Source organism: Hyphomicrobium sp. 1Nfss2.1 (genome assembly GCF_965243865.1).
Lineage (GTDB): Bacteria > Pseudomonadota > Alphaproteobacteria > Rhizobiales > Hyphomicrobiaceae > Hyphomicrobium_A.
Window position 1 is genome coordinate 3,149,486 of the sequence record NZ_OZ251603.1, and the last position, 12,263, is coordinate 3,161,748.

General features: G+C 61.8%; 10 protein-coding genes and 2 pseudogenes. 6 read left to right on the forward strand and 6 right to left on the reverse strand.

What is annotated here, in order from left to right; genetic code table 11:
* Nucleotides 1-131: 131 nt before the first annotated feature.
* From ACP15D_RS15280 to ACP15D_RS15300, 5 genes and pseudogenes are all read left to right on the forward strand, one after another.
* A pseudogene (locus ACP15D_RS15280) lies at nt 132-514 on the forward strand (transposase); the annotation flags it as partial.
* Nucleotides 508-612: pseudogene (locus ACP15D_RS15285) on the forward strand (2-hydroxychromene-2-carboxylate isomerase); the annotation flags it as partial. The pseudogenes ACP15D_RS15280 and ACP15D_RS15285, both read left to right, overlap by 7 nt.
* A gap of 335 nt (nt 613-947) precedes the next feature.
* Nucleotides 948-1,751, forward strand: coding sequence for an alpha/beta hydrolase (locus ACP15D_RS15290; protein WP_424958296.1), 804 nt, complete (start codon nt 948-950; stop codon nt 1,749-1,751).
* 28 nt (nt 1,752-1,779) lie between these two features.
* On the forward strand, nt 1,780-2,673 hold the full coding sequence (locus tag ACP15D_RS15295) for a hypothetical protein (protein WP_424958297.1): 894 nt from the start codon (nt 1,780-1,782) through the stop codon (nt 2,671-2,673).
* A 146-nt stretch (nt 2,674-2,819) separates the two neighbouring features.
* On the forward strand, nt 2,820-3,791 hold the full coding sequence (locus tag ACP15D_RS15300) for an amidohydrolase family protein (protein ID WP_424958298.1): 972 nt from the start codon (nt 2,820-2,822) through the stop codon (nt 3,789-3,791).
* Between the two features lie 58 nt (nt 3,792-3,849).
* On the opposite strand, the gene ACP15D_RS15305 is transcribed toward ACP15D_RS15300, so the two are convergent.
* The 5 genes from ACP15D_RS15305 to ACP15D_RS15325 all read right to left on the reverse strand — a co-directional run bounded on the left by ACP15D_RS15305 (nt 3,850) and on the right by ACP15D_RS15325 (nt 9,386).
* A complete protein-coding gene (locus tag ACP15D_RS15305; protein ID WP_424958299.1) occupies nt 3,850-6,045 on the reverse strand; it encodes a xanthine dehydrogenase family protein molybdopterin-binding subunit in 2,196 nt (731 codons plus the stop codon).
* Between the two features lie 4 nt (nt 6,046-6,049).
* Nucleotides 6,050-7,036: an FAD binding domain-containing protein gene (locus tag ACP15D_RS15310; protein ID WP_424958300.1), complete on the reverse strand. Its 987-nt coding sequence runs from the start codon at nt 7,034-7,036 to the stop codon at nt 6,050-6,052.
* Between the two features lie 3 nt (nt 7,037-7,039).
* Nucleotides 7,040-7,558 carry a (2Fe-2S)-binding protein gene (locus ACP15D_RS15315; protein ID WP_424958301.1) on the reverse strand — a complete coding sequence of 173 codons (519 nt, stop codon included), beginning with the start codon at nt 7,556-7,558 and terminating at the stop codon, nt 7,040-7,042.
* 425 nt (nt 7,559-7,983) lie between these two features.
* The gene (locus ACP15D_RS15320) at nt 7,984-8,937 is read right to left on the reverse strand and encodes an amidohydrolase family protein (protein WP_424958302.1); all 954 of its coding nucleotides are present in this window, start codon (nt 8,935-8,937) and stop codon (nt 7,984-7,986) included.
* Nucleotides 8,938-8,987: 50 nt separating this feature from the next.
* Nucleotides 8,988-9,386: a hypothetical protein gene (locus ACP15D_RS15325; RefSeq protein WP_424958303.1), complete on the reverse strand. Its 399-nt coding sequence runs from the start codon at nt 9,384-9,386 to the stop codon at nt 8,988-8,990.
* A 524-nt stretch (nt 9,387-9,910) separates the two neighbouring features.
* Here ACP15D_RS15325 and ACP15D_RS15330 point away from each other — a divergent pair.
* Nucleotides 9,911-10,507, forward strand: coding sequence for a hypothetical protein (locus tag ACP15D_RS15330; protein WP_424955568.1), 597 nt, complete (start codon nt 9,911-9,913; stop codon nt 10,505-10,507).
* A 271-nt stretch (nt 10,508-10,778) separates the two neighbouring features.
* Here ACP15D_RS15330 and ACP15D_RS15335 read toward each other — a convergent pair whose 3' ends face one another.
* On the reverse strand, nt 10,779-11,954 hold the full coding sequence (locus ACP15D_RS15335; RefSeq protein ID WP_424958304.1) for a PcfJ domain-containing protein: 1,176 nt from the start codon (nt 11,952-11,954) through the stop codon (nt 10,779-10,781).
* Between the last annotated feature and the right edge of the window lie 309 nt (nt 11,955-12,263).

Genomic DNA, 12,263 nt, shown 5'->3' on the forward strand with positions numbered 1-12,263 from the left:
CCCTAAGCGGTCCAGTGCAGGTGCAGCATTCCCCAACCCCTATTGCCCGAGATGCCGAGAGGCTGTTGTGAAAACGCGCCCATTCTAACGATCCGATGTACGATTCCCGCGAACAAATGCGGGAGAATCGGATGGGTCGGTTCATCGAGGGTGCGGATCGGACGCAGTCGACGCTTTTCCCGGAGGCGATTGACGACTACGTCGGCGAGGATAATTCCGTCCGTGTGGTCGATGCGTTCGTCGATGCGCTTGACCTAGCGGCGCTCGGCTTCGACGGCGTCATTCCAGAGGAGACGGGCCCCCCAGCTACCATCCGGCAACGATCCTCAAGATCTACATCTACGGGTATCTCAACCAGGTGCAGTCGTCTCGTGGCGTCGAGCGCGAGTGCGGGAGGAACCTGGAACTGATCTGGCTCACGGGTCGCCTGGCACCCGACTTCAAGACCATCGCCGATTTCCGGCGCGACAACGGTCCGGCCATTCGCAAGGTATGCCAGCAGTTCGTCGCCCTCGCGGCATCTTCGGCGCACCGAGCTTCATAACCAGCGACGGGGAGCTTTTCTGGGGCGACGACCGGCTGGAGCAGGCTTTGGCATGGGCTCGCCGCTGACCGGTTCGCGATGCAGTAGGACTTCACAGCACATCTTTGGACCGATGTCGTTGGGCCAGCCACAAGGCCGAGTTTGCGGACGTCGGTCGAAGCTGTCGATGAATGTCTCGTCGCCGCGATATCGAGAATGCCGAATATGCCGTGGCGCCTGCCGGAATCGCCAACACTCCCGAGTAGCGACGCATCGATCAGAAAGTTGGGCAATAGACTGCTGGAATTGTTCGCGCCGCGGCAACGGCGCATTTAGAAACTGTCTGGTTCTCTCTCGAACATCGGTGGCTCAATCTGCCTTGTGGGCCCGGATGCCCGATGTTTGAGCAAAGAGGATTGCGACCATGAGCCATGGAGTGAGGTTGATCTGCGCAACGATTTTCGCCGCTGCCGGTTTCGCGGCAACGGCGATGGCGGTCGATACCAAGCCCGTCACCAACATCGTGTTGGTGCACGGTGCGTGGGTCGATGGCAGCGGATGGAAGCCGGTCCACGACATCCTCACGAAGGATGGGTTCAAGGTTTCGATCGTGCAGGAGCCGGAAACCTCGTTTGCCAACGACGTTGCGGCAACCAAGCGCATCCTCGACCTCCAGGACGGACCGACAATCCTCGTCGGTCATAGCTACGGTGGCTCGGTCATTACAGAGGCAGGCGTGCATCCCAAAGTCGTTGGGCTCGTGTACGTTGCCGCGCATGCGCCCGATGTTGGCGAGGACGAAGGTGCGCTCGGCAAAAAGACACCGAGTGTGCTGGGCAAGACGCCAGGTGCAATCAAAAAGACGCCTGACGGCTTCACCTATCTCGACCCGGAGCTCTTTCCGAAGCTGTTTGCGCCGGACCTTCCGCATGAGCAGGCCCGCTTCGAGGCCGACTCCCAGGTCCTTACCGCTGCCGAGGTGTTTACGACGCCGCTTGGTGCTGCAGCGTGGAAGACGAAGCCGAGCTGGGGAATCGTCGCCGGCAACGATCAGATCATCAGCCCTGAACTCGAGCGCTGGTACTACGAGCGCGCCAAGAGCAAGACGACCGTGATCCCTGGGGCCAGTCACTCAGTTTACGAGTCCCATCCTAAGGAGGTTGCAGCCGTTATCGAAGAGGCAGCAAGGCACACCAGGTCGGACCGGGCGTTGCAGGCTGCCGAATAAGAGTTCCCTCAGACGTGGAACACCGCCTATGGCACGCTATATCCGCCGCGGAGGATTTGCCTCGGTTCTCGTGGTCGACAACGACCACGAGATCGACGCTCTCATGGATCACCCCGGTCTCGATCGCGACTACACAGCGCACGGTCCGCTTCTCAACCGCTTCCTTCTCGCGCGTCTGCGCAGAGGTGTGACCGAAAGTGGCGATGTGCTGCTGTCCTTCCGACGGCGTAACGACCCTCAGCGCCGGCGATCACAGCACGCGCTGGCCAAGCGCCTCGATGTCCTCGCCAAGCAAGATCCCTGGGCGAAGAGCGCCATATCCGCGATGGCCAGCTACATTGCGACGGGAAGCGGCCGCAGTGCAGCGCTCGCAGCGCTCACCTACGTTACGGCTCTTCCGTTTCTCCCGACTGAGGCGCAGGCGTCATTTGATCCCACGCGATTTACTCCTCTATATCGCCTCTATCGCCGCATGAACCTCGCACGGCGACCCTGGGCCGGCCTTCTGCTTCGGCTGCTGGGTATCGATCGACATGCCGCGAGGCAGATACTGGAGGCAACGGGTGGCGATGAGTACGGGTTGCACGCAATCAGCATCACGCTCGACAACTCAGTAATCATCCTTGAGCGGTTGCGCACTTCGTACGCTAAGAATGTCGGCACGTCCGACACGACTCCGATGGGTTGGGTGGATGGTCGAACGGCGCCTGCGCTCGTCGTGCGTCAGACGACGGCAAGCTGCAAACTGCTCAATGTCGCGGTCGAGCTTCCGCCTCATACACTCGTGCTGCTTAATATGCGACGAGCGTTACGAGCGGATAGCCCCGGCGGATTCGAGTTCGCCAGTGCTCACTGGTCCGCGTGTCCGGCCGGTCATTATATGACCGAGGTCTTCAATGCCGTCCTTAGCCGGTTTGATTGATGTACGTAATCAGGCAAAAACGGGAGCGCGCAGCGCGGCACAGCGATCCGAAGCATGGTGAATTCGCCACCGCATCAGCTCGCTCGACCAACCCTTAATCTAATAGTTCAGTGGTGCGGCAACCCTGGAGATTGGACAAGCCCGAAATGAAGATCGACGTTCACGCTCACTTGTATCCCGTCGCCTATCTCGATTTGCTGGACAGCTTCGGTGGCACAGCCGTCGGCACAGCAATCGCGCGCGGTCTCCACGCCGGACCAACGGCCGAGGATATAGAGCGACGTTTGGCGATGATGGACAAAGCGGGCGTCGACGTTCAAATCTTGTCCGTTTCGCCTCAGGATCCCTACTTTCCCAGCCTCGATCAAAGCGTGAAAGCAGCGCGTCTCGCCAACGACATTTGCGCGAGCGCCGTGGCGCAGGGTCGTGGCCGCTTTGCTGCCTTCGCCTCATTGCCGCTGCCGCACATCGACGCCTCGGTTGCGGAGATGAAGCGCTGCTATGACGAACTCGGCATGATCGGTGTTTCAGTCTCGACGACTATTCTAGGCGCGCCACTGGCTGACGCCCGGTTCGATGGGCTGTTTTCCGAGCTCGATGGCCGTGAAGCCGTCGTGTTCATCCACCCCTCCGGCGTGAGCCTGGCATCCTTTATCGTCACGAACTCACATTTCGACGGACCGCTCGGCTCCCCGTTCGAAGACACGGTGTGCGCCCTGCAGCTTATCCAGGCGCGCGTTCCCGAGCGCTTTCCGAGGATCAAGTTTATATCGTCTCATCTGGGCGGATGCCTTCCATTCCTGATGAAGCGCATTGACGTGCAGGCACGGGTTTTTATGCCGACCCCGGCGCTGCCGAGCGAGGAAGCGAAGCGCTTCTGGTACGACACGGTGAACGCGCACCCGGCAGCACTTCGGTGCGCGTGCGAGACATTTGGGAGCGATCGCCTTCTGCTTGGGACCGATACGCCGTACTGGCAGGACGACCTCTACAATTTAGCGGTCGACTATATTCGCCAGTCGGGGCTCTCCGCGCAGGATGCCGAGAGAATCTATCACGAGAACGCCGCCGCTCTTTTCGGGGACAAGCTCTCTCACGCCCATAGATCATCTCAATGACTGAGCGATCTTTGACGGGGGTCTACGTTAGCGCCCGTACCGTCGAGGACGCCTTGTTTTACAGGATGTGCTCAATGCGGATCGGCAGGTCGCGCAGGCGCCGACCTGTCGCGTGAAAGACGGCGTTGCCGATGGCCGGTGCCACACCGCACAGCGACACCTCACCCAGGCTCTTGACGCCGCTCTCCAGAAGGGAATCGGGTTCGTCGACGAAATCGACGTCAATCGAGCCGATGTCGGCGTTGACGGGGATGACATACTCGGCGAGGTCGGTGTTCAGGAATCCGCCATAGCGCGGATCGGTTTCGCTGGCTTCTCGCAAGGCCGCGCCGATCCCCCATACCACGCCACCGCGAACCTGACTTGCCGCCGTCCGCGGGCTGATCACGCGACCGCAATCCGCCACACTCACCACGCGGGGCACGCGGATGCGCCGAAGCCTAGGCTCGACGCGGACTTCCACGAAATGGGCAATGAAGCTGAAGGAGACGCAGTCTTCAAACACCGGTCCAGCTCGGGACATCATGCCCGAACGGATCTGGTCGAACACCTTGGCCGACTGGCCCGGGGCCTTGGCCATTGTTTCCACTTCGAGGCAATCGCGGCCTGCGGCCTTGAGGATCTCGAACGGTGATCGCCCGTCGACGACGCCATCCGTCGTGAGCTTCGCCAACGCCTCGCGCATTGCATCTGCGGCTGCCTCAGCGGCGAGGACAGCGGAGGACGCGCCCCAGGAGCCTGCAGTCAACTGTTGTGGCGCAGCTCGAGTGTCGCCGATCGTCACGGTAACAGACCCGGGCGTCACGCCCAGTTTGCGGGCAGTGGTGGCCGCGATCACGGTTCGCATGCCCTGTCCCATCTCGTGGGCACCCGTGGCTATCTCGACGCTGCCGTCACGGGTAACCGCAAGCTTCACGATGCTCGAAATCATCATGCCGGGATAGGCGCCCAGTGCGACCCCCCAACCGATGTGGGCGCCGTCGGCATCACGCATGGACTGTGGCTCAGCGTTTCGCGCGCGCCAGCCGAAACGCTCGGCGCCGCGACGCAGGCACGCGCCGGCGTATCTCGATGTGAAGGGCCGCTTGGTGATGGCATCGACGCTCGTGTCGTTGGCTAGACGCAGCTCTACGGGATCCTGTCCGAGCGCGTAGGCGAGCTCGTCGATTGCTGTTTCCATGGCGAAGCAAGCCGGGTGCTCGAATGGAGCACGCATAAAGCCAGGCGTTTGTGTGTCGGTACGCACAAGCCGCTCACGGCCTCGAAACGCGCCCCATCCATACAGGCGAGAGCTGGTTGCGGTATACTCGCCGGGAAAAAAGTCGTGGCGCGAGGTTTGGGCATCCACCTCATGGATGGCCGCGAGCAACTTCCCAGAGGTGTCCGCGCCAATCTGTACGTGATGCCGGCTGGTGGGGCGGAAACTCGCATCTTGAAAAAGCTGGGCCCGGGGCACGACCAATTTCACGGGCGCGCCCGCACGGCGCGCAGCGGCAGCGGCGAGCGCCGTTTGCATCTGGTACGAGTTCTTCTGGCCGAAGCCGCCGCCTACGAAGGGCGAGATCACCTCCACCTGCGCGGCTGGAATCCCAAGCACTCGGGCGAGGCCGTGGCGGACGCCTTCAGCGTTCTGTGTTCCTTCGTGGACTATGAGCTTGTTGCCCTTCCACTCTGCTACCGTAGCGACAAGCTCTATTGGATTCTGATGCTGTGTCGGGCACGTAAGTTCGATGTCGATTTTGACAGGCGCTGTGGCGAACGCGGCGTCGGCGTCTCCGGCGACAGGTTCCGTGAGGATCGTCCCCAGGGGCGTGTCTGTCTGATTGATGATTTCGACGTTCGGCGAATTGATCGTCGGCCAGAACGGATCCTCTACGTAGGTTGCTTGAATTAGCGCAGCTGCCTCGGTTGCAGCCTCGAAGCTGTCGGCGACGACGAGCGCGATCGGTTGACCACGGTAGGCTATGTCCGGCGAGCGCAAGGGCTGGAAATTCTGGAAGCCGTAGCCTCCTAGGAGGAACCCCGGAAGCTGCAAGTCGGCGAGGTCGTCATGCGTGAACACGAGCCGCACGCCCAGCGAAGCCTGCGCCGCGCGCGTATCGATGGTTAGCACGCGGCCTCTTGGAATGGGGGACACAGCAAGTGCGGCATGGAGCAAGTCTGGCCGCGCGTCGTCTGTAGCAAAAATCGGCGCACCGCATACCTTTTCGCGAGCGTCCACGCGGGGAATATCGGGGAAATGAGTGTCCGCCACGGTGTCAGGTCCTCTGTCTTGCGATCATCAAAGCGTCGGCGACGGTGCGTGCGCCCAGTTCAATCCGGAAGCCGCTGGAGCGGCCCGGTTTCGCGCCTTCGACGGCCGCTTCGCCTGCGGCGCGCGCTGCAGCTTCGTCGAACCGGCGGCCAATCAGCAGCCGCTCGGCAGCGCGGGCACGCCAGGGCCGCGTCGCAAGGCCGCCAAGAGCGACGCGGGCGCCCAGTACGATGTCGCCGTCCATTTGGAGGGCCACCGCGGCCGAAGCGAGCGCGAAGGCGTAAGATTCGCGGTCTCGAACCTTGAGGTAGGTTGACGCCCGGCCGAGCGGTGTCGTTGGAACGCGTATGCGGACGATGATCTCGTCGGGCTTGAGTGTCGTCTCGATGTGGGGTGTATCGCCAGGCTCGCGATGAAGCTCCTCAAGTGGAATCATCCGTTCCCCGCCGGAACCTATCACGTCGATCTCGGCGTCGAAGATGATGAGGGCCGCGGCGAGGTCGCCAGGATAAACGGCGCTACAGGCTCGGCTCGCGCCAAGAACGGCCTGGCCGCGGTCGAGCCCTTCGATCGCCGCGCAGCCACTGCCAGGGTCACGCTTGTTGCAGGCGTAAGGATCGCCACCGCGAAAGTAGTGACACCGCGTCCGCTGCAACAGATTGCCACCGAGGCTCGCCATGTTACGCAACTGTTGAGACGCGGCGCGCCAGAGCGATTCCGAGATGGCGGGGTAGTCCCGGATGATCCGGCGATCGGCGGCCACGTCGCTCATCCGCGCAAGCGCCCCGAACACGAGCTCATGATCTCCCGAAGAGTCATAATGCTTAAGGTCGCTCAGGTGGTTGATGTCGACGATTCGCGCGGGTCGCTCGATGCGGAGTTTCATTAGGTCATAAAGCGTTGTGCCGCCTGCGAGCAGCTTCCCGCCACCGCTGAGGATCCTCACAGCGTCGTTGACATCGGCAGGACGGATATACTCGAACTGCCGCATCGCTCACTCCTGCATCTTGGTCGCCGCGGTCTCTATCGCAGCGACGATTCCGATATAGGCACCGCAGCGGCAGAGGTTGCCACTCATGTATTCGCGAATTTCGTCGAGCGATCCGGCGTGGCCCTCGTGCACGCAAGCGACCGCAGACATGATCTGCCCTGGCGTACAGTAGCCGCACTGCAGCGCATCGTGATCGATGAAAGCCTGCTGCATCGCATGCAGCGTACCGTCGACGCCCTCAAGGCCTTCAATGGTGGTGACCTCGTGGCCCTCAGCCTGTGCGGCGAGCGTCAGACAGGAAACGATGCGGCGACCGTCGATATGCACAGTGCAGGCGCCACACTGGCCATGGTCACACCCCTTCTTGGCGCCTGTCAGACCGATGTACTCGCGCAAAGCGTCGAGCAAACTCGTGCGCACGTCGATGGAAAGCGTATGGACGGTTCCATTTACCGCCAGCGTAACATTATGTAGGGCAGTGCCCCCACTTAGTTGCGCTTGTGACGCGACCGAAATCCCCATTTATGCCTCCGAGTAGCGGCTTTGTAGGTTCAACCGACCGGGGCGCCATCACCGTATCGTCGAGTCGCCGCTACGGTCGTGCAGCCCAAGGTTAGGAGCCGAGCGATAAAACTGAGGCGCAAACCAGCGCGACAGAGACAATGCCGGAAGCCTGCGCAGTTTTGAACCGTAGTCAACGCAGAGCGTTGCAAATGTGTGTTTGGTGCGGCTTAATTTTTCCGCTCGATGAGCCGATATTCGGCCGCGCTGCTCCCTAACTCGCTTTGATGTTTCCGGGCCAGAGCGCCTGCCGACGCCGAGGCGCTACGGGCCATAAGTGGTTGTCAATTCGGCGCGGAGAATGCGCCGCTCTTCCGACCAGGCTGAGAGCGCTCTCCCATTCCGGCTTCCGCCCATGATTGTCGATCGGATTTCGCCTGCCCAACTTACAAGTGCAGCAACCGTTCGGCGTTGCCGTAGCAAACCTTCGTGCGCGCGACCTCGCCGATCGGCGCGGACTCGATGAAGTCGGCGGCGACCTGCGGATCTTCATAGGGATAGTCGACTGAGAACATTATGTTGTCATCGCCCAGGGCTTGGATAGCCGCGAGGAGCGCTCCCGCGTCGCACACACCCGACGTGGTGATGGCGATATTGCGCTTGATGATCGCCGAGGGAAGGGCCTCCGGTGCCAGCTCTTCACCGAGATCGAACTCCCTCCTGCTGTCGAGGCGCCAGAGAAGGAAGGGCAATGTCTCGCCCATATGACCGAGAATGATCTTCACCTGGGGAAAGCGGGTGAGGGTGCCGCCGAAGACAAGCCGCAAGGCATGAGCCGCGGTATCCGCGGTCCAGGCGAATATCGGGCCGTCTAATTCAGGGCGATGCGCGAACATCGCAGGATGGTCGGCCATGTTGCCGGGGTGCAGGTAGACCGGGACATCCAGTTCCTGCACGCGCTCCCAAAAGGGCACGTACCGGTCTTCATCGAGATAATGCCCATTGGTCTGGCCATTGATGAGGGCTCCGCGGAAACCAAGCTCTCGCACGGCTCGCTCGAGTTCCACAGCTGCGGCGTCGGCGTCCTGCATCGCGAGATGGGCGAAGCCGGCGTAGCGATCCGGCCGCTTCTGCACCTCGCGCGCAAGGAAGTCGTTGGCGCTGTGGGCAAGCCGGATGGCCTCCCTTGAATCGCTTACGCCTTGGACCCCCGGCGTGGTGACCGAGAGCACCATCATCTCTATACCGGTCTTATCCATCTTTTCGAGCCGCAGCTCGTCGAAATCGGCCAGACGACGCTCAACATCCGCAAAGAGCGCGTCGCTCTGGGTCGGCCTCGCCACGTAATTCTTGGCAAGCTCCGGTGTCGTGAAATGCTCTTCGAGCGCGATCTTGCGCATGCTCGCTCCCCAGTAATCGTCCGCACAGGAATGGTTTCTAGCGACCAGGATCATTGCTTGGGAACTGGACAGGCCTCTGCCGGCGATTTCGTGATCTTGAGCTGTTCCATCAAGAATTCGGCGTTGTTCCTGGAATCGGCCAGCAGCGCCCCCGACCAGTAAGCTGTCTTGCACGTAGCCGTGTCGCATTCGCCACCTGCGGTCTGCCATTCACCGGTGCGCACCACGTCGCAGGCGCAGATCGCCTTGTCGGGATTGGCGGGGTCGACCGTGCAGATCTTGTTGAGGCACTGCGACCAGGGCGTGCCGCTCTCGCACTTCAGCGCCTTCTTACCTTGCGCGAACTGCGTCAGTGCGAACTGCGAATAGACAGTGCGAACTCCATCCGCGTCGGTGCTCGGCTTGACCGTGTCACACTCTACCGTCGCGAGGTTCGGTCCCTCCTGCACGTCGCAGACGCAAATCGAGACGTTCGGGTTGCCGGGCTGCGGGACACAGGGTGCCGAGGTGCACAGTGCGAATTGCTGATTGCAAAGGTAGTTTTTTGCGGCCGACGGCTGTGCAAGGCTGAAAGCGGCAGCCAAACCTAAGATGACGAGTCCAAAACCCAACGTCATTGATCGCATTGGAACCCTCGCGTGGCTTTTCATTCCGTGATTTTCGTTCGTAACGCCGAGTGGTTTCTTATTGTTCAACCAGTAGGATGAAAGCTGCTTGACGTGCTCCCCTGAGGTCCGGCCACGGATAAGTTGGTCCTTCGCTCAGTGGAAGGACCATTCTGACAGCTGGTTCTCCTCCACGAGCGGACTTGGTCGGCGATCATCTAGGGGGCACCCACCACGGATAGGTCCACTTCCGCTCGTGGGACTGACCAGCGAGTCGGCCGGCAGCAAACCACAGGTGCGCTAAAGCCCCTTCCGCTGGTAGGAAGAGCTTGGCCTGATTTGCAGGTCAGTCTGTTGTTTGAGGCATCATGGATAGTGATCTTGAACAGACGGCGCGGTCCCTAATGCAGGACTTCGTGGCAGCTGGGCGACCGGCGGCCGAGTGGATCGATCGGCTTCCGACTGATGAAGCCAACTGTCGCGCCCTTGCTGTCGCATTCGATCGAATAGGCGTCGAAGCGTATAATTCTGACGATATTGATGTCGCGAACGATGCATTTTGGCATTTGTTTGTGCTGCGGTTGACGTTGGTGCGCGAAAATCCCGATTCGCGAGACGATCTGAGAGACTTTGCCAGCGCTGAGGATTTGCTCGGTCAGGCGCAGTTGTGGCGCGGCGATCTCGTGTCGGCGGAAAGGCTGCTTCGCGAGGCGAGCGCCTATCGGCAAGGGCTTCATAGCGACGATGAAACGGATGTGCACGCGGCCTATCTTCACGGTATTGGGCTTTGGCACCTCTCTTGGGTCGAAGCTCGCAAACGAAATTTCGATGTCGAGAAATCGTTGGTTGAACGAGCACGAGATCAACTGGCGCCGCTCAAAGAACAGTACCCCGGTTCCGCCTATATCGAGAGCGCATGCGCCGAGGTCGAGGCGCGCCTGAGTGAAATTCAAAGCAGTCAGTAGTCCAGTGCGCGAGATGCCGGCGTCGCGCCCTGCGACTACTGCTCTAGCCGGCTTAAATGCAGGACGTGAGCATTGACGCGATCGAGATCGCGAAAAAGATCGACATCTGACAGCCGGTCCACCTCTACGAGCGGACCTGGTCGGCGATCGTCTAGGGGCGCCGACCAGTTGCAGCGAATGGCAGCTATTGGGACCTTTCGACTGTCGTCTGGCTGTTGGACCAGTCCCTTGCTCGTATCGGCGGTTGAGGGAGCCACGCCGCGCCGGCGGCCTACGAGAGTGAGACCCCGCGCGCCTTCGCCCACCGCTCCAAGATTTTCATCTCGTCGGTGCGGGCCGGGCGGTTGGCGAGGCCGCGGACCTGCACGACGCGGTGCTGCCGGTCGAGCTCGATCGTGAGCAGCCGCTGGGTGGCGGCGGAAACGCGCCGGCGCAGCGACCAGATCGATGAATATCCCGCGATGCACTTTTGCGCGTAGCTCGCGACGCAGTGGTGCATGGCGCGCGTCTCGGAGACGAGCTCGGCGGCGTTGCGCAGCTGGGTCATCACATACTCCTCCCGCTTGGAGCGATCCTTGTTCGACGTGGTCCACGACCAGTCGGCGATCTTCGCTCCCGACCAGCATCCGCCGGCGGATGCTGCAGGCGCCAGTATTCCGCCGCGCGCACGGGCACGCGCCTGCGCCGCGCGGAGACGCGCAGCCTCGATGCGCTGGATCGCATTGAGATCGCGGTGCCACGCATGCATTTGCCGGGTCAGCGACGCGAGGGTGCGGCCCTTAAGGCTGTAGCCCCGGTGGTGCTGGCGGCAATGGGCGAGGTAATCGCTGAGGTCCTCCATCTCCTCGACCGAGGTTGGATGCGCACATAAGAAGCGCACGACCTCACGCCAGAAGGCGAGGTCGGCCTCAGGCCGCGGCCACTGCGCGATGCGCGAGCACGCAACCCGCAGCGCTATGCCGGGATTGATCGCATAGGAGCGGGCAATCGCGTGCCAGATCGCCTGCGCAAAGCTGAGGCGCCCCAGCGGATTGAGGAAGGCGTGCACCTCCTTGCGCGACAGCCACGCGTCGGCGCCCGCATGGTAGAGCGAGCCGCCGCCGGCAGCCACGATGTACCAGCGCTTGCGCAACGCGATGTCGTTGGGTGCGAGCCCTGTGGTGTCGATCCAGATGTGCTCCAGGTGCTCGGCGACCGGATAGCGCGCGAAGAGATAGCGCGCCGCGGCGACACGAAGGCGTGCGGCATCGCGCGTCTTCATCTGGGGGCGCCAAGCGTAGGCGTCACGCACGATGGCGGTCTCGAAACCGCGCTTTACCGCATCGATTGCCTGCTGGAAATCCGGTGCCGGGCGCGCGCGTTGCGACACGCGCCGCAGCGACGCCTCGAAGGCTTCAACCCGCGCGCGCTCGGCCTCCTGCCGACGCTGTATCAATGAACGTGCCATTGGTGTTTAACCAGAATGAGTGACGGAAAGCCGGACGCACTGCGGGCGTCGGCACGGTGTGTGTCGATCGCGGCAGCATTCTCACGGCTCGTCTCCTCTGTGGTTGAACGTCGTCGGGGTGATTGGGCGGGAGTTCTTACATCTGAACATTTATTGAGGCAAGGACTCGCGTGTTCACGTTTTCCGGCGGTCGCGAGTGCATTGGCCGCGGATCACGCTGCTCCAACGGAGCCCTCTCGTCGTGCGTGAGCATGAAACCTCACCCATCGACGATGTCACCAAACTGGACGGGAGCAGCGTGTGGACGGA

What these genes read in the sequence shown, in the direction of transcription:
- ACP15D_RS15320 (WP_424958302.1), bottom strand. Translation starts at nt 8,937, where the DNA reads ATGCGCAAGATCGCGCTCGAAGAGCATTTCACGACACCGGAGCTTGCC.
- ACP15D_RS15295 (WP_424958297.1), top strand. Translation starts at nt 1,780, where the DNA reads ATGGCACGCTATATCCGCCGCGGAGGATTTGCCTCGGTTCTCGTGGTC.
- ACP15D_RS15330 (WP_424955568.1), top strand. Translation starts at nt 9,911, where the DNA reads ATGGATAGTGATCTTGAACAGACGGCGCGGTCCCTAATGCAGGACTTC.
- ACP15D_RS15335 (WP_424958304.1), bottom strand. Translation starts at nt 11,954, where the DNA reads ATGGCACGTTCATTGATACAGCGTCGGCAGGAGGCCGAGCGCGCGCGG.
- ACP15D_RS15315 (WP_424958301.1), bottom strand. Translation starts at nt 7,558, where the DNA reads ATGGGGATTTCGGTCGCGTCACAAGCGCAACTAAGTGGGGGCACTGCC.
- ACP15D_RS15290 (WP_424958296.1), top strand. Translation starts at nt 948, where the DNA reads ATGAGCCATGGAGTGAGGTTGATCTGCGCAACGATTTTCGCCGCTGCC.
- ACP15D_RS15310 (WP_424958300.1), bottom strand. Translation starts at nt 7,036, where the DNA reads ATGCGGCAGTTCGAGTATATCCGTCCTGCCGATGTCAACGACGCTGTG.
- ACP15D_RS15300 (WP_424958298.1), top strand. Translation starts at nt 2,820, where the DNA reads ATGAAGATCGACGTTCACGCTCACTTGTATCCCGTCGCCTATCTCGAT.